28 protein-coding genes are annotated in these 19,281 nt (G+C 63.0%); 2 read left to right on the top strand and 26 right to left on the bottom strand.

Going from position 1 to position 19,281, the window contains the following annotated elements; translation table 11 throughout:
* Window positions 1-33: 33 nt before the first annotated feature.
* The 12 genes from H6935_06170 to hisB form a co-directional block, all read right to left on the bottom strand.
* Window positions 34-327, bottom strand: coding sequence for an HU family DNA-binding protein (locus H6935_06170; protein ID MCP5277936.1), 294 nt, complete (start codon window positions 325-327; stop codon window positions 34-36).
* 95 nt (window positions 328-422) lie between these two features.
* Complete coding sequence (locus H6935_06175; protein MCP5277937.1) at window positions 423-1,625, bottom strand: ammonium transporter; 1,203 nt, start codon at window positions 1,623-1,625, stop codon at window positions 423-425.
* Between the two features lie 145 nt (window positions 1,626-1,770).
* On the bottom strand, window positions 1,771-2,586 hold the full coding sequence (gene tatC / locus H6935_06180; protein MCP5277938.1) for a twin-arginine translocase subunit TatC: 816 nt from the start codon (window positions 2,584-2,586) through the stop codon (window positions 1,771-1,773).
* A gap of 20 nt (window positions 2,587-2,606) precedes the next feature.
* Complete coding sequence (tatB, locus tag H6935_06185; GenBank protein MCP5277939.1) at window positions 2,607-3,104, bottom strand: twin-arginine translocase subunit TatB; 498 nt, start codon at window positions 3,102-3,104, stop codon at window positions 2,607-2,609.
* A 64-nt stretch (window positions 3,105-3,168) separates the two neighbouring features.
* A complete protein-coding gene (gene tatA / locus H6935_06190; GenBank protein MCP5277940.1) occupies window positions 3,169-3,390 on the bottom strand; it encodes a Sec-independent protein translocase subunit TatA in 222 nt (73 codons plus the stop codon).
* A gap of 19 nt (window positions 3,391-3,409) precedes the next feature.
* Window positions 3,410-3,748 (bottom strand): histidine triad nucleotide-binding protein, encoded by a 339-nt coding sequence (locus tag H6935_06195; protein MCP5277941.1) that lies wholly within the window; start codon window positions 3,746-3,748, stop codon window positions 3,410-3,412.
* A 72-nt stretch (window positions 3,749-3,820) separates the two neighbouring features.
* Window positions 3,821-4,141, bottom strand: coding sequence for a phosphoribosyl-ATP diphosphatase (locus H6935_06200; protein MCP5277942.1), 321 nt, complete (start codon window positions 4,139-4,141; stop codon window positions 3,821-3,823).
* Complete coding sequence (hisI, locus tag H6935_06205; GenBank protein ID MCP5277943.1) at window positions 4,138-4,536, bottom strand: phosphoribosyl-AMP cyclohydrolase; 399 nt, start codon at window positions 4,534-4,536, stop codon at window positions 4,138-4,140. The genes H6935_06200 and hisI overlap by 4 nt, the downstream gene beginning before the upstream one ends.
* A 76-nt stretch (window positions 4,537-4,612) precedes the next feature.
* Window positions 4,613-5,383, bottom strand: coding sequence for an imidazole glycerol phosphate synthase subunit HisF (hisF, locus tag H6935_06210; GenBank protein MCP5277944.1), 771 nt, complete (start codon window positions 5,381-5,383; stop codon window positions 4,613-4,615).
* A gap of 4 nt (window positions 5,384-5,387) precedes the next feature.
* Window positions 5,388-6,137: a 1-(5-phosphoribosyl)-5-[(5-phosphoribosylamino)methylideneamino]imidazole-4-carboxamide isomerase gene (hisA, locus tag H6935_06215; GenBank protein ID MCP5277945.1), complete on the bottom strand. Its 750-nt coding sequence runs from the start codon at window positions 6,135-6,137 to the stop codon at window positions 5,388-5,390.
* 18 nt (window positions 6,138-6,155) lie between these two features.
* Window positions 6,156-6,794, bottom strand: a complete 639-nt coding sequence (hisH, locus tag H6935_06220) for an imidazole glycerol phosphate synthase subunit HisH (protein ID MCP5277946.1) — start codon at window positions 6,792-6,794, stop codon at window positions 6,156-6,158.
* A gap of 83 nt (window positions 6,795-6,877) precedes the next feature.
* Entirely contained in the window at window positions 6,878-7,465 is a 588-nt protein-coding gene (gene hisB / locus H6935_06225; protein ID MCP5277947.1) for an imidazoleglycerol-phosphate dehydratase HisB, read from the bottom strand.
* Between the two features lie 199 nt (window positions 7,466-7,664).
* On the opposite strand from hisB, the gene H6935_06230 reads away from it, so the two are divergent.
* Window positions 7,665-8,741, top strand: a complete 1,077-nt coding sequence (locus H6935_06230) for a histidinol-phosphate transaminase (GenBank protein ID MCP5277948.1) — start codon at window positions 7,665-7,667, stop codon at window positions 8,739-8,741.
* A 72-nt stretch (window positions 8,742-8,813) separates the two neighbouring features.
* Here H6935_06230 and hisD read toward each other — a convergent pair whose 3' ends face one another.
* From hisD to H6935_06300, 14 genes are all read right to left on the bottom strand, one after another.
* Complete coding sequence (gene hisD / locus H6935_06235; protein MCP5277949.1) at window positions 8,814-10,121, bottom strand: histidinol dehydrogenase; 1,308 nt, start codon at window positions 10,119-10,121, stop codon at window positions 8,814-8,816.
* A gap of 22 nt (window positions 10,122-10,143) precedes the next feature.
* On the bottom strand, window positions 10,144-10,803 hold the full coding sequence (locus H6935_06240; protein MCP5277950.1) for an ATP phosphoribosyltransferase: 660 nt from the start codon (window positions 10,801-10,803) through the stop codon (window positions 10,144-10,146).
* A gap of 7 nt (window positions 10,804-10,810) precedes the next feature.
* Window positions 10,811-11,197, bottom strand: a complete 387-nt coding sequence (locus tag H6935_06245) for a type II toxin-antitoxin system VapC family toxin (protein ID MCP5277951.1) — start codon at window positions 11,195-11,197, stop codon at window positions 10,811-10,813.
* A complete protein-coding gene (locus tag H6935_06250) occupies window positions 11,197-11,424 on the bottom strand; it encodes a type II toxin-antitoxin system Phd/YefM family antitoxin (GenBank protein ID MCP5277952.1) in 228 nt (75 codons plus the stop codon). The genes H6935_06245 and H6935_06250 overlap by 1 nt, the downstream gene beginning before the upstream one ends.
* A 60-nt stretch (window positions 11,425-11,484) precedes the next feature.
* Window positions 11,485-12,750, bottom strand: coding sequence for a UDP-N-acetylglucosamine 1-carboxyvinyltransferase (gene murA, locus H6935_06255; GenBank protein ID MCP5277953.1), 1,266 nt, complete (start codon window positions 12,748-12,750; stop codon window positions 11,485-11,487).
* Window positions 12,743-12,985: a BolA/IbaG family iron-sulfur metabolism protein gene (locus tag H6935_06260; protein ID MCP5277954.1), complete on the bottom strand. Its 243-nt coding sequence runs from the start codon at window positions 12,983-12,985 to the stop codon at window positions 12,743-12,745. Before H6935_06260 ends, murA begins: the two co-directional genes overlap by 8 nt.
* Window positions 12,986-13,002: 17 nt before the next feature.
* Window positions 13,003-13,758, bottom strand: a complete 756-nt coding sequence (locus H6935_06265; GenBank protein ID MCP5277955.1) for an ABC transporter permease — start codon at window positions 13,756-13,758, stop codon at window positions 13,003-13,005.
* The gene (locus tag H6935_06270; GenBank protein ID MCP5277956.1) at window positions 13,755-14,669 is read right to left on the bottom strand and encodes an ABC transporter ATP-binding protein; all 915 of its coding nucleotides are present in this window, start codon (window positions 14,667-14,669) and stop codon (window positions 13,755-13,757) included. Before H6935_06270 ends, H6935_06265 begins: the two co-directional genes overlap by 4 nt.
* A gap of 12 nt (window positions 14,670-14,681) precedes the next feature.
* The gene (locus tag H6935_06275; protein MCP5277957.1) at window positions 14,682-14,975 is read right to left on the bottom strand and encodes an STAS domain-containing protein; all 294 of its coding nucleotides are present in this window, start codon (window positions 14,973-14,975) and stop codon (window positions 14,682-14,684) included.
* Window positions 14,975-15,604, bottom strand: a complete 630-nt coding sequence (locus H6935_06280) for an ABC transporter substrate-binding protein (protein MCP5277958.1) — start codon at window positions 15,602-15,604, stop codon at window positions 14,975-14,977. Before H6935_06280 ends, H6935_06275 begins: the two co-directional genes overlap by 1 nt.
* Before the next feature lie 68 nt (window positions 15,605-15,672).
* On the bottom strand, window positions 15,673-16,149 hold the full coding sequence (gene mlaD, locus H6935_06285; protein MCP5277959.1) for an outer membrane lipid asymmetry maintenance protein MlaD: 477 nt from the start codon (window positions 16,147-16,149) through the stop codon (window positions 15,673-15,675).
* A 2-nt stretch (window positions 16,150-16,151) separates the two neighbouring features.
* Window positions 16,152-16,943 carry a lipid asymmetry maintenance ABC transporter permease subunit MlaE gene (gene mlaE / locus H6935_06290; GenBank protein MCP5277960.1) on the bottom strand — a complete coding sequence of 264 codons (792 nt, stop codon included), beginning with the start codon at window positions 16,941-16,943 and terminating at the stop codon, window positions 16,152-16,154.
* Window positions 16,943-17,743, bottom strand: coding sequence for an ABC transporter ATP-binding protein (locus tag H6935_06295; GenBank protein MCP5277961.1), 801 nt, complete (start codon window positions 17,741-17,743; stop codon window positions 16,943-16,945). The genes mlaE and H6935_06295 overlap by 1 nt, the downstream gene beginning before the upstream one ends.
* A gap of 71 nt (window positions 17,744-17,814) precedes the next feature.
* A complete protein-coding gene (locus H6935_06300) occupies window positions 17,815-18,285 on the bottom strand; it encodes a hypothetical protein (protein ID MCP5277962.1) in 471 nt (156 codons plus the stop codon).
* Between the two features lie 153 nt (window positions 18,286-18,438).
* On the opposite strand from H6935_06300, the gene H6935_06305 reads away from it, so the two are divergent.
* Window positions 18,439-19,254, top strand: coding sequence for a hypothetical protein (locus H6935_06305; GenBank protein ID MCP5277963.1), 816 nt, complete (start codon window positions 18,439-18,441; stop codon window positions 19,252-19,254).
* Window positions 19,255-19,281 lie beyond the last annotated feature (27 nt).

The raw sequence follows: 19,281 nt of genomic DNA on the forward strand, positions 1-19,281 counted from the left end.
CCGCGGGCGCCTTTTTCCATTCAATCCGTTTTATTACTTCTTCTTGCCTTTCTTGGCCGCGACCTTGTCCTTGAAAGCCTTGCCGGGCTTGAAGGCCGGCACGGTGGTGGCGGCGATCTTGATGGCAGCACCCGTCTGGGGGTTCTTGCCGGTGCGGGCAGCACGCTTGCGAGATTCAAAGGTACCGAAGCCGATCACGCTGACGCTGTCGCCTTTGGCCACGGTGTCCACGATGGTATCCAGCATGGCTTCGAGAGCGCGGCCGGCGGCAGCTTTGGACATGTCGGTCTTGGCGGCGATGGCGTCGATAAACTCAGATTTGTTCATGCGGTGTCTCCTGAATGATGTCATGGGCTATGACGGGCGCATCATAACAAGACATTGGTTATGCAGTGCAAGTAAAAAACGAGGTTTCATGGGGCTTACCAGTTAGTTTCTCGCTCCGGGGACGCGGAAATACGGTGTATGGTCAAGTCAGCCCCGTTGTACTCCTCTTCCGGGTCCAGCCTCAGGCCCACGGCAGCCTTGAGCAGGCCGTAGACAAGAACGCCGCCAATAAGTGCCACCAGAACGCCCGCCAGGGTACCCAGCAACTGGCTCAGGAAGCTGACGCCCCCCATGCCACCCAGGGCCTCCAGGCCAAAAATACCCGCGGCGATGCCGCCCCAGGCGCCGCAAAGACCATGCAGCGGCCACACTCCCAGGACGTCATCGATCTTCCAGCGGTTCTGGGTGATGGTGAACATCACCACGAACAGCGCACCCGCGATGGCTCCCGTGGCCAGGGCGCCGGCCGGATGCATGAGATCGGAACCGGCGCAAATCGCCACCAGACCGGCCAGGGGACCGTTGTGGATGAAGCCCGGGTCGTTCCTGCCCACCACCAAAGCCGTCAGGGTGCCTCCCACCATGGCCATGAGGGAGTTCACCGCCACCAGGCCGGAAATGGCCTCCAGTTTCTGGGCCGACATGACATTGAAGCCGAACCAGCCCACGGTGAGAATCCAGGCCCCCAGCGCCAGGAAAGGAATGCTGGAGGGGGGGTGGGCCGCCACCATGCCGTTCTGGTGGTAACGGCCGCGACGGGCGCCCAGCAGCACCACAGCGGGCAGGGCAATCCAGCCCCCCACGGCATGGACCACCACGGAGCCCGCGAAGTCATGGAACTCCGCGCCGAAACTGTTCCCCAGCCAGGCCTGGAAACCGAAATTCTTGTTCCAGACGATGCCCTCGAAGAACGGGTAGACGAAGCCCACCAGCAGGAAGGTGGCGGCCAGCTGAGGCTGGAATTTGGCGCGTTCGGCGATACCACCGGAAATGATGGCCGGGATGGCCGCCGCGAAGGTCAGCAGGAAGAAGAACTTCACCAGTTCATAGCCGTTCTTTTCCGCCAGGACACTGGCGCCGCTCATGAAATCCACGCCATAGGCCACGCCATAGCCAACGAAGAAATAGGCGATGGTGGACATGGAAAAATCCGTGAGTATCTTCACCAGGGCATTGACCTGGTTCTTCTTGCGCACGGTTCCCACCTCGAGAAAGGCGAAACCTGAGTGCATGGCCAGCACCATGATGGCGCCCAGCAGAACGAACAAGACGTCAGCACCGGATTGAAAGGCTTCCATTGGGGTCTCCTGTATAAACGGAAAAACCAGTAGCAAGAGATGTGCCTTCTATTGGTGCGCATGGGACGGGGGTTTGCAAGCCACGCACCAAAACAAAACGCCCTTTTGCAGGGCGTTCAAGGGAAGAATGCACCAATTATGTGCATTAGCCGGCCTTCTTTTCTTCTTCCTCGATGCGGTCCAACTCCGCTTCCAACTCCTCTTCCGAGAGGGGCTTGAATTCATCCGACTCCGGAGGCGCCACTATCTTGTGGCGCACCACCCACCCCGCCACGATCACACCCAATTCGTAAAGCAGCCAGAGGGGGACGGCCAGCATGATCTGGGAGATGACGTCGGGAGGCGTGAATATGGCGCCGATGACGAAGGCGCCAACGATCACGTAAGGCCGGCCTTCCTTGAACTTCTCCACTTCCACGATGCCCATCACCGCCAGGGCCACCACCACGATGGGTACCTCGAAGGTAAGGCCGAAGGCAAGGAACAGGGTGATGACGAAATCCAGGTACTTGCCGATGTCCGTCATCACCGCCACCCCCTGGGGCGCGATGCCGATGATGAAACCGAACACCACCGGGAACACCAGGAAATAAGCGAAGGCCATACCGGAGGCAAACAGCACCACGCTGGCCATCACCAGGGGCAGGATAAATTTCTTCTCGTGGCTGTAAAGCCCCGGAGCCACGAAGGACCAGGCCTGGTAAAGCACGTAGGGGAGTGCAACGAGGAAGGCCGACATCAGGGCCACCTTCACCGGCACGAAGAAGGGAGTAACCACCTCGGTGGCGATCATCTGCCCCCCCTGGGGCAACTTGGACAGCAGGGGCTGGGCCAGGAGGCTGTAGAGATCGTTGGCCCAGGGGAACAGGCAGACGAACACCACGATCCAGGCGATGACCGCCCGCAGCAGGCGGTCGCGCAATTCCAGCAAATGGGTGATGAAGGATTCCTGACCGTTCATGCTTGCGTCAGCCCCCGGTGTCAGGCTTGCGCCTTGTCGGCATCGGGTTTCGTCCCGCTGTCGGTGCGCTGGCCGCTGGTCACCGGCGAATCAGATGAAACGGCTTCGGGTACAGCTTCGACCTTGGCGGCCTGGCCGGTTTCGGCCGTGGCGGATTCCTCCGCCTTGAGTTTCTCGTATTCGCGCATGCTTAGACCACCATCCGTGGTGCCCATGGCCTGCATGACCTTGCTGATCTGTCCCGTTTCCTCGGCCACGGTATCCTCTACCCGATGCAGGGTGTCGTTGGCCATGATCTCGTATTTCTGGGCGCTGTCCTTCATCTCCTGCTGCATCTTGCGCAGTTCGTCCAGGCGAATGTCCCGGTCGATGTCCTGCTTGACCTGGGACACGAAACGATTGAGCTTGCCCACCCACTGGCCCGCCGTGCGGGCTACCTTGGGCAGACGCTCGGGACCGATGACGATCAGGGCGATGACGCCGATGACCAGGAGTTCGGTGAAGCTGATGTCGAACATTGGAAGCAGTCAGCTGGCAGTGGTCAGTAGGCAGCCGGAACCGCCAACAGCACACCGTCTACCGTCAACTTTGCTGTTTGTCCTTGACCTCGCCCTCGATGGTGGTGCCCTTGGCCTCCTCGCGGGGCAGTTCGGTGGGCTTGTTCTTCTCCTCGCCCATGGCCTCCTTGAAGTTCTTTACCGCACCGCCCAGGTCACCGCCGATGTTGCGCAACTTCTTGGTGCCAAAAACCAGCAGCACGATCACCAGAACGATCAGCCAATGCCAAATGCTGAAGGAACCCATTGTCTCTCTCCTCGAAAAATTACATGGGGCGGAGGCGTCCGCCCCCCATTACATGGACATGCAGGTGCATGACTTCCTGGCCGCCGCCCCGGCCGGTATTGATCACGGTGCGGAATCCGTCGCCGAGGCCCTGATCCTTCGCCAGCGCCGGGGCCAGCATCAGGATGCGACCCAGCAGCCTTTCATGGCCCGCCTGGGCTTCGGCCAGGGAAACGATGTGTTCCTTTGGCACGATCATGAAATGCACGTTGGCCACGGGATTGATGTCGTGAAAGGCGATGAGTTCATCGTCCTCATACACCTTGCGGCAGGGGATCTCGCCCGCGGCGATCCTGCAGAAGATGCAGTCACTGCTCATGCCGCCTCCCCCAGGAAGGCATGCTCCCCCCCATGCGGGGGCGCGAACGGAAGTGAGTCAGGGGGCTCATGCTTATTCCTTGCGGGACGCTTTCTCGACTATGCCTGACAGGCCCTCGCGGCGGGCCAGCTCGTTCAGGACTTCGCTGGGACTGATGCCCTGATGGGCCAGCAAAACCAGGCTATGAAACCACAGATCGGCCGTCTCGTAGATGACTTTCTCCCGCTCGCCGTCCTTGGCTGCCATGATGGTTTCCGCCGCTTCCTCCGCCACCTTCTTCAGGATGGCGTCCAGGCCCTTGTGATACAGCTTTGCCACATAGGACGTCTGGGGGTCTGCCTGCTTGCGGGCCTCCAGGGTGGCGGCAAGCCGCTCAAGAATGTCCGCGCTCATTTCTTGTAAATCTCGTGTGGGTCTTTCAGCACGGGCTCCACGGCCTGCCACTTGCTGCCATCAAGGCGATGGAAGAAGCAGCTGTGGCGCCCGGTGTGGCAGGCAATGTCACCCACTTGTTCCACCTTCAGCAGAATCACATCCTCGTCGCAGTCGGTGCGGATTTCCTTCACCTTCTGGGTATGGCCTGATTCCTCGCCCTTATGCCACAGCTTCTTGCGGGAACGTGACCAATACACCGCCTCCATCCTGTCCGCCGTCAGCTTCAGGGCCTCCCGGTTCATCCAGGCCACCATGAGAACCTCGCCGGTAGCCGCATCCTGGGCAATGGCCGGCACCAGTCCATCATCGGACCAATTGATCTTGTTGAGCCAGGCCTCGGAGGTCTTGCTCATGTTCCCTCCCGTCGGGGTGACCCCAAGAGATGGGCGTCTCCCCCGGGGAAACGTGAATGCTTGAGAGCCAGGGCATTCACAGGCGCACCTCGATACCCTGCTCCCGCAGGTGGCGCTTGGCCTGTTCCACGGTGAACTCGCCGAAGTGGAAAATACTGGCGGCCAGCACGGCGTCGGCTCCGCCCTGCTTCACGCCGTCCGCCAGGTGCTGCAGCGTGCCCACGCCGCCGCTGGCGATGATGGGTATGCTCACCGCGTCGGAGATGGCCCGGGTCAGGTTCAGGTCGAAACCGATCTTGGCACCATCCCGGTCCATGCTCGTCAACAATATCTCGCCTGCACCCAGGGCCTCCATGCGGCGGGCCCAGTCCACGGCATCCAGGCCCGTGGGCTTGCGGCCGCCGTGGGTGAAGATATCCCATTTGGGCGCCGCGCCCCAGACGGTCTGCTTGGCGTCTATGGCCACCACGATGCACTGGGAGCCGAAGCGGTCGGATGCGTCCTTGACCAACTGGGGGTTGCTCACGGCGGCGGTATTGATGGTGACCTTGTCGGCACCGGCGTGGAGCAGGCGGCGCACGTCCTCCACGGCCCGTACCCCGCCACCCACGGTAAGGGGGATGAAGACCTGGGCCGCCACGTCCTCGATGATGTGCAGGATCAGGTCCCGGTCGTCGGAACTGGCGGTGATGTCCAGGAAGGTGAGTTCGTCGGCACCCTGATCATCGTAGCGGCGGGCGATCTCCACGGGGTCGCCCGCGTCCCGCAGGTTGACGAAATTGACGCCCTTGACCACGCGACCGGCGGTGACGTCCAGACAGGGGATGATGCGTTTGGCCAGGCCCATTGGGTCAGGATGACTTGCCAGAAAGCTCGTCCGCCAGGGCCTGGGCGGCAGTGAAGTCCAGGGTGCCCTCGTAGATGGCACGGCCGGTGATGGCCCCCATGATGCCCTCGGCCTCCACGGCGCACAGCTTGCGCACGTCGTCCAGATTGGTGATGCCGCCGCTGGCGATGACCGGAATGGTGAGGGCCTGGGCCAGCTTCACGGTAGCCTCGATATTCACGCCGGAGAGCATGCCGTCCCGGCCGATGTCGGTGTACACCACGGATTCAACGCCGTAGTCCTCGAAGCGCCTGGCCAGGTCCACCACATCGTGGCCCGTCACCTTGGACCAGCCTTCCACCGCCACCTTGCCGTCCTTGGCGTCCAGTCCCACGATGATGTGGCCGGGGAAAGCGATGCAGGCGTCGTGCAGGAAGCCGGGATTCTTCACCGCCGCGCTGCCGATGATGACGTAGGTGATGCCGTCGTCCAGGTAGCGCTCGATGGTGTCCAGATCCCGGATGCCTCCGCCCAGTTGCACGGGAATCTCGTCTCCCACCGCCTGGACGATGGCCTGGATGGCCTTCTCGTTCACGGGCTTGCCGGCGAAGGCGCCGTTCAGGTCCACCAGGTGAAGTCGGCGGGCACCGCTGGCCAGCCATTTCTCGGCCATCTCGGCCGGATTGGCGGAAAACACCGTGGCGCTGTCCATTTCGCCCTGCTTGAGGCGAACACATTGCCCATCCTTCAGATCAATCGCGGGAATGATCAGCATTGCCTACGTCCTATGGTCCTAAACGTTCCAGGTCACAAAATTGGCGAGCAGCCGCAAACCTGCGGTAGCGCTCTTTTCCGGGTGGAATTGCACGGCAAAAAGGTTGTCCCGGGCCACCGCACAGGCGAATTCGAAGGGGTAGCGGGCCGTGCCTGCCACCACGTCGCGATCCGTGGGGTCACAGTAATAGCTGTGCACGAAATAGAAGCGCTCGTTGTCGCCGATGCCGTTCCACAAGGGGTGGGCCTGGGCTTGGAGCACCTCGTTCCACCCTATGTGGGGCACCTTGAGCTTGTTACCCGCCTCGTCATGCATGGCCTCGGCGGGAAACAGGCGCACGTTGCCTGGCAGTATGCCCAGGCCGGCACAGTCCCCTTCCTCGGAATGGTCGAACAGGGCCTGCATGCCCAGGCAGATGCCAAGGAATGGCCGGTTGGCCGCCGCATCCTTGACGACGCCGATAAGGCCTCGGCCGTCCAGTTCGCGAATGCAATCCGCCATGGCCCCCACGCCGGGAAACACCACCTTGCCCGCTGCCTGGATGACGGCGGGATCGGAAGTCACGGCGACCTTGGCCTGGGGCGCCACGTGCTCGAAGGCCTTGGACACGGACAGCAGGTTGCCCATGCCGTAGTCGATGATGGCGATGTCGGTCATGTCAGCACGCGCCGGGCCGCCCCAAGCGTGCTGACACCCCCTCGGGGGGCAGTGAGCTCGGCGAACATGGGGGCCGTTTCATTTCAGAGGGTGCCCTTGGTGGACGGCATGACGCCCCCCATGCGGGCATCCATTTCCAATGCCATGCGCAGGGCCCGTCCGAAGGCCTTGAACACTGTCTCAGCCTGGTGGTGGGCGTTCACGCCTCGCAGGTTGTCCACGTGCAGGGTCACGCCGGCGTGATTGACGAAGCCCTGGAAGAATTCCCGGAACAGGTCCACGTCGAAGTCGCCGATGCGGGCCCGGGTGAAGTCCACGTGGAACTCCAGGCCGGGCCGGCCGGACAGGTCGACCACCACCCGGGACAGGGCTTCGTCCAGAGGCACGTAGGCATGGCCGTAGCGGCGGATGCCCTTCTTGTCCCCCACGGCCTTGGAGAAGGCCTGGCCCAGGGTGATGCCGATGTCCTCGGCGGTATGGTGGGCATCGATGTGCAAGTCGCCCTTGGCCTGGATGTTGATATCCACCAGGCCGTGGCGGGCCACCTGGTCCAGCATGTGCTCCAGGAAGGGCAGGCCCGTGTCCAGGCTGCACTTGCCGGTGCCGTCCAGATCAATGACGGCGCGGACCTGGGTTTCCAGGGTGTTACGGGAGATGTCGGCTTGCCGCATGGGGATAACGTGTCGAGACGAGAGTCGCGTTGTGTTCTTACGCTGGAATGCGTCAGGTGCGCTGGAACGTGATCCGTAATATCGCGTGAAGCGGGGAAATAGGGCTGCATGATAACATCAGCCGCGCCGTAGATTTCCAGCCGAATCTGAGAGTTTTTAAGGTTTCGCCGTCCGCTCCAACCCTATTGAACCCGCATCCATGAACCGCTACTGGAGCGCCGTGGTCCACGGCCTTACCCCCTACGTACCCGGCGAACAGCCCAAACTTCCGGGCCTGATCAAGCTCAACACCAACGAGAACCCCTACCCCCCTTCCCCCAAGGTGCTGGAAGCCATGCGCGGCGAGGTGGGCGACGGCCTTCGCCTCTACCCGGATCCCAACGCAGACCGGCTCAAAACGGCAATCGCCGATTACTACGGCGCTTACGGCATTACCCCCCGCCAGGTGTTCGTGGGCAACGGCTCCGACGAAGTGCTGGGCCACACCTTCCTGGGCCTGCTGAAGCACGACGCCCCCCTGCTGTTCCCGGACGTGACCTACAGCTTCTACCCGGTCTATTGCGGCCTGTATGGCATCGACGGCCGCTCCGTGCCCCTGGACGACGACTTCGCCATCCGGGTGGACGACTACCTGGCGGCCCCCGCCTGCGGCGCCATCATCTTCCCCAACCCCAACGCACCCACGGGCCGGTTGCTGGCACGGGTGGAGATCGAACGCCTTCTGGTGGGCCGCCCCGACGTGCCCGTAGTGGTAGACGAGGCCTACATCGACTTCGGCGGCGAGTCGGCCGTCGCCCTTGTGGACCGCCACCCCAACCTGCTGGTGATCCAGACCCTGTCCAAGTCCCGTTCCCTGGCGGGGCTGCGGGTGGGTTTCGCCGTGGGCCACCCGGACCTCATCGAGGCCCTGGAACGGGTGAAGAACAGCTTCAACTCCTATCCCCTGGACCGCCTTGCCATCGCTGGCGGCGTGGCGGCCATGGAAGACGGGGATCACTTCGAACGCACCTGCCAGGCCGTCATCGCCAGCCGGAAGCGTCTGACACAGGATATGGAGGAAGCGGGATTCGTGGTGCTGCCCTCGGGGGCCAACTTCATCTTCGCCCGCCACCCCCAGCAGGATGCAGGGGCACTGGCCGCCGCCTTGCGGGCCCGCAACATCATCGTGCGTCACTTCAAGCTGCCCCGCATCGACCAGTTCCTGCGCATCACCATCGGCACCGATGCCGAGTGTGGCGCCTTGCTGGCGGCCCTGAAGGAAATACTGGCCAGTTAGAACTAAAAACCCCGGCCTGGGCCGGGGTGCTGGCGTTATCACGAATTCATGCCACCGGCCCAGGCCGGTTCATCAACGCTCGAAGCGGTACTCCGCCGAACGGCCGTGGGCCTGGAGCCCCTCGCCGTAGGCCAGGGCGGCGGCGATCTCGCCCAGGGTGCGGGCACCGGCTTCCGATACCTGGATGAGGCTGGAGCGCTTCTGGAAGTCGTACACCCCCAGGGGCGAGGAGAAGCGGGCCGTGCGGGAGGTGGGCAGCACGTGGTTGGGGCCGGCGCAGTAGTCCCCCAGGGCTTCGCAGGTGTGCCGCCCCATGAAAATGGCGCCGGCGTGGCGGATCAGGGGCAGCATGGCCTGGGGGTCTTCCACCGACAACTCCAGGTGTTCCGGGGCGATGAAGTTGGCGATTTCCGCCGCCTGGGCCAGGTCCTTGCAGTGGATCAGGCCTGCCCGGTTGCCGATGGAGGTGGAGATCACTTCCTGGCGGGGCATGGAAGGCAGCAGCTTGGCCACGCTGGCCTGGACCGCGTCCAGGAAGGCCGCATCCGGGCTGATTAGGATGGCCTGGGCCAGCTCATCGTGTTCCGCCTGGGAAAAGAGGTCCATGGCGATCCAGTCCGGGTTCGTCTTGCCGTCGCAGATCACCAGGATCTCCGAGGGGCCGGCGATCATATCGATGCCGACGATGCCGAACACCCGTCGCTTGGCCTCCGCCACATAGGCGTTGCCCGGGCCGACGATCTTGTCCACCTGGGGGATGGTCTGGGTGCCGTAGGCCAGGGCGCCCACGGCCTGGGCACCACCGATGGTGAACACCCGGTCCGCGCCAGAGATGGCGGCGGCGGCCAGCACCAGGTCGTTCCTGATGCCATCCGGCGTGGGCACCACCATGATGAGTTCCTTCACGCCGGCCACCTTGGCCGGGATGGCATTCATGAGCACGGAGGAGGGATAGGCCGCCTTGCCGCCGGGCACGTACAGTCCCACCCGATCCAGGGGGGTGACCTGCTGGCCCAGAAGGGTGCCGTCAGCCTCGGTATAGGTCCAGGACTCCTGGCGCTGCTTCTCGTGGTAGACATGAACCCGCTCCGCGGCCAGCTCCAGGGCTTTCAAGAGACGCAGGGGCAGGTTGGCCTTGGCGGCTTCCAGGTCGGCCTTGCTCAATTCCAGGTCGGCCATGGCGCCCACCTGCATGCGGTCGTAGCGGGCGGTGTATTCCATCACCGCTGCGTCGCCCCGGGCCCGTACCGCCCCAAGGATTTCCGTCACGGCGTTCTGGATGCCGCTGTCCGTGGCGTCATTGAAGGCCAGGAGATGGGCCAGCCGGGACTGGAAATCATCAGCTGAGGCGTCGAGTCGGGTGATATTGGGGATGTCCATGGTCATGCAGCTCGCGGGCAAGTTATGGAGTGGGGACGCCTTTGCTTACGGCGCCCTTGAAGGCTTCAATGATAGGGTGAATCCCGGCGTGTTTCAGCTTCAATGCAGCCTGGTTCACCACCAGGCGGGAACTGATGTCCATGATGGACTCCACCGCCTCCAGGTTGTTGGCCTTGAGGGTGCCGCCGGTGGACACCAGGTCGACGATGACGTCGGACAGGCCCACCAGAGGCGCCAGTTCCATGGAGCCGTAGAGCTTGATCAGGTCCACATGCACGCCCTTGGCGGCGAAATGCAGCCGGGCGGTGTTCACGTACTTGGTGGCCACCCGCAGGCGGGCACCCCGCTTCACCTTGCCGGCGTAGTCGAAGCCCACGGGCACGGCCACCATCATGCGGCACTTGGCGATGTCCAGGTCCACGGGCTGGTACAAGCCTTCGCCGCCATGCTCGATGAGCACGTCCTTGCCGGCGATGCCCATGTCCGCCGCGCCGTGCTGCACATAGGTGGGCACGTCCGTGGCCCGCACGATGATGAGGCGCACGTCGGGCCGGTTGGTGTCGATGATGAGCTTGCGGGAGGACTCCGGGCTCTCGTTGGGGGTGATGCCCGCCGCCGCCAGCAGGGGCAGGGTCTCTTCGAAAATGCGGCCCTTGGACAGGGCCAGGGTGATTTGGGTCATGTGTGTTCTACCAAATGCGTTTCACGCCGTAATCGGACAGCTTGGTGTCCGCCGACACCAGGGTCAGTTTCTCTGCCTGGGCCTGGGCCACCAGCAGGCGGTCAAAGGGATCGCGATGATGGAAGGGCAAGGTTTCCACCCGGGCCGCGTGACGGAAATCGATGTTGAGCAGGGAAAAACCGTTGGCGGCCAACTGCTCCGGGATGAATCGGTCCAGGGGCATGGCCAGCCCCAGCTTGCCCAGGCTGGATTTGATGGCCATCTCCCAGCAGCTGGCCAGGCTGAGAAAGCACGTGTTGGCCTCGTCCGCGATGGCCTTGCGGGCCTTGGCTGACAACTCCGGGGCGTCGTTCACCCACCAGAGGAAGGTGTGGGTATCCAGCAGCAGTTGCATCACTGGTAGTCGCCAAAATCCGCAGGTGTGGCGTCAAAGTCCGGCGCCATGTGCAATATCTGCCCCTTGGCCGACCCCGGCGTGCGCCCCCGCTTGACTGGCACAATGGGGGTCAGTCGCAGCAAGGGTTTGTTGTCCTTGGCAATGACAACTTCCTCGCCCAGCAAGGCTTTTTGCACCAGCTCGGAAAAGTGGCTTTTCGCTTCTGCAATGTTGAATTGGCTCATAGGACAGGCGCTCGATCAATCATGTTGGTCATTTTATATGACCAACATGATTCCCTCAAGCTAGGCTTTTTCCCGCCGGATGGAAGCTCCCAGAGCCTCGAACTTCTGTTCTATGTGCTCATACCCCCGGTCCAGATGGTAGATGCGCTCGATGTGGGTTTCCCCTTCCGCCACCAGGCCGGCCACCACCAGGCTGGCGGAGGCCCGCAGGTCCGTGGCCATGACCGTGGCGCCCTGGAGGCGCTCCACGCCGGTGACGAAGGCGGTGTTGCCATCGATCTTGATGTCCGCCCCCAGGCGGATCAATTCCACGGCGTGCATGAAGCGGTTCTCGAAGATGGTCTCGCGAATGACCGCGCTGCCCTCGGCCACGGTGTTGATCACCATGAACTGGGCCTGCATGTCCGTGGGAAAGGCCGGATAGGGGGCAGTGCGGATGGACACCGCCTTCAGCCGGGCCGGGGCCTGGATGATGATGGATTCCGACCCCGGCACCTTCTCGCTGGCGATGTCGCAGCCTGCATCCATGAGCTTGTCCACCACCGCGTCCAGATAGCCGGCGGAGGTGCCGGTGAGGCGCACCTTGCCGCCCGTGGCCGCGGCGGCGCACAGGAAGGTGCCGGTCTCGATGCGGTCCGGCATGACCCGGTGGCTGGCGCCATGGAGCTTTTCCACGCCGCGGATGCGGATCACGTCCGTGCCGGCGCCGCTGATCTGGGCGCCCATGCCCACCAGGCACTGGGCCAGGTCCACCACCTCCGGTTCCCGGGCGGCGTTCTCGATGACCGTCTCGCCGTCGGCCAGGCAGGCGGCCATCATCAGGTTCTCGGTGCCGGTGACGGTGACCATGTCGGTAAAGATGCGGGCGCCCTTCAGGCGAGTCGTCCTGGCCTGAACATAGCCGTGGTCCACGGACACCTCGGCGCCCATGGACTGGAGGCCCTTGATGTGCTGGTCCACGGGCCGGGCGCCGATGGCGCAGCCGCCGGGCAGGGACACGCGCGCCTCGCCACAGCGGGCCGCCAGGGGCCCAAGCACCAGGATGCTGGCGCGCATGGTCTTCACCATCTCGTAGGGCGCCACGGGGTTGTTCAGGCCGGAGGCGTCCAGGGTCACGTTGTGGCCATCCCGGGCCACCTTCACGCCCATCTGCTCCAGCAGCCTGAGCATGGTGCCGATGTCGTTCAGCTCCGGCACGTTGGTCAATTCCAGGGGCTCCCTGGCGAGCAGGGCGGCGCAGAGGATGGGCAGGGCCGCGTTCTTGGCGCCGGAAATGGCCACTTCCCCGGAGAGGCGGGCGCCGCCGGTGACAACGAGCTTATCCATTGGCCGCTTTCCACTCCTCCGGGGTCAGGGTGCGCATGGACAGGGCGTGGATCTCGGCCTTCATCCTGTCGCCCAGGGCCTGGTAGACCCGCTGGTGGCGGGCCACCGGCAGCTTGCCGGCGAACTCGGCGCTGACGATGACGGCTTCGAAGTGCTGGCCGTCGCCGGCCACTTTCAGGTAGTCGCAGGGCAGATTCGCGGCGATCCAGTCCTGGATTTGTTGGGGAGTAACCATTTGAAAATCCAAAAATTTCAGTGGCGGAGTTTATAGCCCGAACGCAGCATCCACAAAGTGAACAGCGAGGAAAGCAGGGCCGTGGGGGCCACCACGGCCAGGCCCAGCCAGGGACTCACGTCCGACAGCCCGAAGAAACCAAAGCGGAAACCGTCGATCATGTAGAACACCGGGTTGAAATGGGACACCCCCTGCCAGAAGGCCGGCAGGGAATGGATGGAATAGAACACGCCGGACAGGAAGGTCAGGGGCATGATGGCGAAGTTCTGCACCCCCGCCAGATGGTCGAATTTCTCCGCCCAGATGCCCGCCATCATGCCGACGCAGGCAAAAACCACCCCGGCTGCCACGGCAAAGCTCAGCACCCACAGGGGATGACGCATCTCCAGGTCGGCGAAGAACAGTCCCACCAGCATTACGCCCACGCCGATCACCAGGCCCCGCACCAGGGCAGCCAGCATGTAGGCCAGGAAGAACTCCATGTAGGACAGGGGCGGCAGCAGCACGAACACGATGTTGCCCGTGATCTTGGACTGGATCAGGGAGGAGGAGGAATTGGCGAAGGCGTTCTGCAGCAGTGACATCATCACCAGCCCAGGCATGAGGAAGGCGGTGTAGCCGACTCCGGGATAGACCTCCACATGGGCCTCCAGTACGTGGGAGAAGATGAGCAGGTACAGCAGGGCCGTGAGGATGGGGGCCGCCACGGTTTGCAGCAGCACCTTCCAGAAGCGCAGGATCTCCTTCTTGAACAGTGTCCAGAAGCCGATCACGGCGAGGCCTCCTGCATCACCTTGATGAACACCTCTTCCAGGTCGGGCTGGCGGACAGCCAGGTCCCGGATGCCCACGCCGGCCTGGCGCAGGTCCGCCAGAATGCCCTCCAGCTCGGTGTAATCAGGCAGGTCCAGCAGATAACGCCCCCCTTCCCTGCCCTTGAGGCGGGGCAGTAGGAAGGCAGGCAATTCGGTGTCGATCTCCAGCACCAGACGGCGTTCAGCTCCGGCCCGCAGCAGGTTGGCGGTGCGGTCCAGGGCGACGATGCGGCCATCCTTCAGCATGGCCACCCGTTCGCACAGGGTTTCCGCTTCTTCCAGGTAATGGGTGGTGAGCAGGATGGTGTGCCCCTGCTCATTGAGTTGGCGAATGAAGGCCCACAGGGACTGGCGCAGCTCCACGTCCACCCCGGCGGTGGGCTCATCCAGGACGATGACGGGGGGGCGGTGCACCAGGGCCTGGGCCACCAGGGCGCGGCGCTTCATGCCGCCGGACAGGCGGCGCATATTGGTGTCCGCCTTGTCCGTCAGGCCCAGGTGGGCCAGGAGTTCGTCGATCCAGGCGTCGTTCCGGCGCAGGCCGAAGTAGCCGGCCTGGAACACCAGGGATTCCCGCACCGTGAAGAAGGGGTCGAATACCAGTTCCTGGGGCACCACCCCCAGCTGGCGCCGGGCCTCCCGGTAGTTCCGCACCACGTCGTGGCCCATGATCTCGGCGGTGCCCGCCGTGGCCCTGGCCAGGCCTGCCAGGATGCTGATGAGGGTGGTCTTGCCCGCGCCATTGGGGCCCAACAGGGCGAAGAACTCCCCTTGCCGAATGTCCAGGTCCACGCCGCGCAGGGCATGGACCCGGGAATTCACGCCAATGAAGGCCTTTTCCAGGCCGCGAATGCGGACCGCCGAGGTCATGGCAAAGAACGGTTATAGATGCTCAGCCACGCCATAGAGCTTGGCGAGGCTGAGCAGGCTGTCCGAGACGGATTGAATCTGGATGGTTTGGCCGCTGGAGGCGGCAAAGCGCCGCAGGCCCAGGATCAGGCTGATGGCGGATGAATCCATGTGCCCCACCCGGGACAGGTCGAACCTGGATACCCCCTGCTGGATCGCCGCCTTGCCCTGGGCCAGCATGCGGGCGGCATGGGCCAGGGTCAGGTTGCCTTCCAGGAAGGCAACCTGTCCGTCGACCCGCAGTTCCGCGTTTCCCTGCTTTTCCATCAGCGGGCGAGTTCCGCCGGCGGCTTGTTGCGTCGTTGCAGGGCGACGATGAGACCGTCCACGCCATTGCGGCGCACCTCGGAATTGAAGGAATTGCGGTAGACGGTCACCAGGCTGACGTTGTCCACCAGCACGTCGAACACCTTCCATGCGCCATTCCTCTTTTCCATGCGGTAATCGATGGGAATGGGAGGGGCGCCGGGCTTGCTGACCTCGGTGTTTACCGTGACTTCCGTGTCCCCCGGCGCGGCGTTGAAGGGCTTGAACTCGATCTTGTAGTCCGCCACGCTGGAAATGGCGGAAGAGTAGGTGCGCACCAGCATGGTGCGGAACTCGGACACCAGGGCCTGCTGCTGCTCCGGCGAAGCCCTGGGCCAGTGCTTGCCCACCGCCAGCTGGGTCATGTGCTGGAAGTCGAAGTTGGGCAGGATCTTCTGCTCCACCAGGTCAAGAATCTTCCTGGAATTGCCGCTCTTGATGTCCTTGTCCTGGCGGACGATGCGAAGCACCTCATTGGTTGTGCTCTTGGCCAGGGCATCCGGCGCCATTTCAGCCAAGGCGGCAGGCGCCAGCATCAGGGCAGCCATCATTGCCACCGCAGACATCAGCGAAGACGTCCAATGTTGCATTTCAATATCCTTTATCAACGATATGGTTGAAGGTCAGCCTAAGCCAAAACCGCGTCAAGCGCACTTGACTACTGGGCACCTGCCTCGCCAGCACTATCCGCCTTGTTGTAGAGAAACTGGCCGATCAGGTTTTCAAGGACCACGGCGCCCTGCGTAAGTTTCAGGCTGTCGCCTTCGGCCAGCATTTTTTCCTCGCCCCCCGCCTCCAGGGCAATGTACTGCTCCCCCAGCAGGCCAGAGGTCATGATGGCCGCGCTGGTGTCCCGGGGGAATTTGAAGCGGGTATCCAGCTTCATGCTCACCACGGCCTCGTAGGACGCGTTATCGAAACTGATGTCGGACACGCGCCCCACCACCACGCCGGCACTCTTGATGGGGGCCCGGGGCTTGAGGCCGCCGATGTTCTCGAACTCGGCCTTGACGGTATAGGCGGTGCTGCTGTCGAAGCCGGTCATGTTGCCCACCTTGAGGGCCAGGAACAGGAGAGCCCCCAGTCCGGCCACCACGAAAATGCCCACCCAGAGGTCCAGGGTCGCGCGCTGCATGGTCAAACTCCAGAAAACATGAATGCGGTCAGAATGAAATCCAGGCCCAGGATGGCCAGGGAGGAAGTCACCACGGTACGGGTGGTGGCGCGTGAAACCCCTTCGGCGGTGGGCGGAGCGTCATAGCCCTCGAACAGGGCAATGGCCGTGACCGCCACGCCAAAAACCACGCTCTTGATCACGCCGTTGAGGACGTCTTCGCGGAAATCCACGGCAGCCTGCATCTGGGACCAGAAGGAGCCTTCGTCCACGCCGATGAGCACCACGCCCACCAGATAGCCGCCAAAGATGCCCATGGCGGAGAACAGGGCAGCCAGCAGGGGCATGGAAATCACCGCGCCCCAGAAACGGGGGGCCACCACCCGGGCGATGGGGTCCACAGCCATCATTTCCATGGCGGCGATCTGTTCCGTGGCCTTCATCAGCCCGATCTCGGCGGTAATGGCGGAACCCGCCCGGCTGGCGAACAGCAGGGCCGCCACCACGGGCCCCAGTTCCCGTACCAGGGAGAGGGACACCAGGACGCCCAGGGCCTCTTCAGAACCGTAGGTCTGCAACGTCTCGTAACCCTGGAGTCCCAGCACCATGCCTACGAACAGGCCAGACACCAGGATGATGATGAGGGACAACACGCCGGCGCTGAAGATCTCCCGGATGATGAGATGGAAACGACTGAAGCTTTGCCCTGAATGAAGCAGGGTCAGGACAAAGAATCGGGTTGCCGTGCCCATGCGCCAGATGGAGTCGATGACCCGGCGGCCGATGCGCCGCAGGCCGGCTTGCGCGAAATCCATCATGCCCGGAGCTCCAGGTGGTCGGCATAGCTGGGCGCCGGGTAGTGGAAGGGGACGGGACCGTCCTCTTCACCATGCACGAACTGGTGTACGAAAGGCTCTCCCGATGCCCGCAACTGATCCGGAGTACCTTCCGCGGCAATGACACCCTCGGATACGAAATAAACGTAATCCACCATGCGCAAGGATTCCTGGATGTCGTGGGTAACCACGATGGATGTGATGCCCAGGGTGTCGGAGAGGCGCCGTATCAGGTTCCCCGTGACCCCCAGGGAGATGGGATCCAAGCCGGCGAAGGGCTCGTCGTAGAGGATGAGATTGGGTTCCAGGGCAATGGCCCGGGCCAGGGCGACCCGGCGGGCCATGCCGCCGGAAAGTTCTGATGGCATCAGGTCGCTGGCCCCTCGCAGCCCAACCGCATTCAGTTTCATCATCACCAGGTCGTGGATCATTTCTTCCGGCAAGTCCGTGTGCTCGCGCAACGGGAACGCCACGTTGTCGAATACGGACATATCCGTGAACAGGGCACCAAACTGGAACAGCATGCCCATACGCCGCCGCAGCTGGTAGAGCCCCGCGTTGTCGATGCGGCTCATGTCCACGCCATCCACCCTCAGCAGGCCGGTGGTGGGCCGCAGAGCGCCACCAATCAGGCGCAGGAGAGTGGTTTTTCCCCCTCCGGAGATGCCCATGATGGCGATGACCTGGCCACGCCTGGCGGTGAGGTTGATGCCCTTGAGCACCAAACGATCGCCATAGGCAAAGGACAAGTCGCGGATTTCGATCAGGTTGTCGGACACTTACTTTGTTCTTCTTCGCAGCGGACGCCATTCTACAGGGCAACGCCCCAGCTGTAATTCGGTGCACCGCATCAGGCCATGAATCCCAGCAGGCCCAGCAAGGTACGCACCCTCTCCAGTTGTACCAGGTCGCCATCCCGACTGAGTACATAGCGGACACTGCATGCTACTTGCCTGAGCGCCTCGGCCAAGGCCTTGATGTCGGTGTGGCGATCAAACCAGGTTATGCGCGTGTCGTGTGCGGCGATGCACCGGGCCTTCTCCCGCAAGGCTTCCGGCACAGCCTCGCCTTCTGAACACTCCAGCAAGAACAGAAACCGTGCATGGGTATCTTCACCCCAATGGCCCATTGTTTCAGCTGACACTCCCCGCCACTGCGTCGCCGGTACGAACACGCATGGAAACTGGGTGTTGTAATAGGCAAGACGCCATTCCGGAGGCATGTCGGACGGATAAAAGCCGTCGTCCCAATCCGGCCACTCCCAACCCGAGACGCCCAGCAGAACGCACTGCTCCACCGCACTTGTTGCTTCGTAACCCAAATTTGTACCCTATGGACATGTAGCTGTATTGCAACATAAATATGCACAACTATAAGTGTTCATGATCAGGTTTTGCGAAGATTAGGACATACCGATATTCTGTTGTGCATAGCTTCGCTGTTGCCCCACCAACCCCCCCTCTAGGAGATAGACATGAAAGTAAAGACCCTGGTCGCTGCTCTGCTGGTTTCCGCTGCCCCCGCCGTGTTCGCTGCTGACGCCGCCCCTGCCGCTGCCCCCGCTGCCGCTGCCGCCGTGCCCCAGACTCCCGAAGCCTGGCTGGCCCGTATGACCGACATGACCAAGAACATGTCCGCCTACAAGGATCCCAAGGTGTTCGTGCCCTGGCTGAACGCCGTGACCGAACCCGGCTTCTACACCACCATGGGCAACCAGATGATGGATCCGGGCAACTGGCTGAACATGATGAACTCCATGACCCAGCCCGGCGCCTACTCCAACGTGGCCCAGTTTGCCGACCCCAACGTGTACATGAAGTGGCTGGCCGCTACCATGGACCCCAACTTCTACACCGCCGTGCTGACCCAGCTGTCTGACCCCGGCAAGCTGATGCGTTGGGCCATGTCTCCCATGGATCCCAAGCTGATGTCCATGTTCATGAACACCCTGAACCCCAACATGTACCTGAAGTGGATGATGTCCCCCCTGGATCCCCGCAGCCTGCAGCTGATGATGGCTCCGGCCAACCCCAACCTGTACATGGGCTGGCTGGGTGCCTCCATGAACCCCAACTCCTACGGCAGCATGTGGTCTGGCTTCATGAACCCCGCTTCCTACACGGTTCCTAACTTCACCATCCCCACCGCCCCGGCTGGCTCCACCGCCACCCCCTGGACGGTACCCGCCGCCCCCGCCGGCACCTTCAACTTCTTCGATCCCAACGCCTGGACCCAGATGCTCCAGGTGCCTGGCTACACCGCTCCGGCCGCCGCTCCCGCTGCCAAGTAATCGAAGGCGTTGTCATGAAAAACGGCT

The organism is Thiobacillus sp., assembly GCA_024235835.1.
Lineage (GTDB): Bacteria > Pseudomonadota > Gammaproteobacteria > Burkholderiales > Thiobacillaceae > PFJX01.